The following is a 269-nucleotide window of genomic DNA, read 5'->3' on the forward strand; positions in this document are numbered from 1 at the left end:
GTTACAATGTTTACTGTGCTTACATCTATCGTTCCATCTGGATCTTGATCGATACCATTGCCATTGTCTGCAAATGGATCAACTACCGCTGGTGTGTTCGTTGGTAAGCCTGTAATATCATCGTCTTGCGTTACTGGTGGCTGTGCATCAAAGTCTAACGTGATTGTTGCTTCGTTTGATGTGTTGCCATCGTTATCATCTATAGTATAGTTTACTGGTGTTGGATCGCCTGTAAAGCCTGGTTCTGGTGTGAAGGTTACCACGCCAGT

General features: G+C 43.9%; 1 pseudogene. It reads right to left on the reverse strand.

Features of this window, described 5'->3' with window-relative positions:
* Positions 1-269, reverse strand: a pseudogene (locus tag ACVC43_RS02270) (hypothetical protein); the annotation flags it as partial.

The sequence above is a fragment of the Lacinutrix chionoecetis genome (assembly GCF_053604665.1).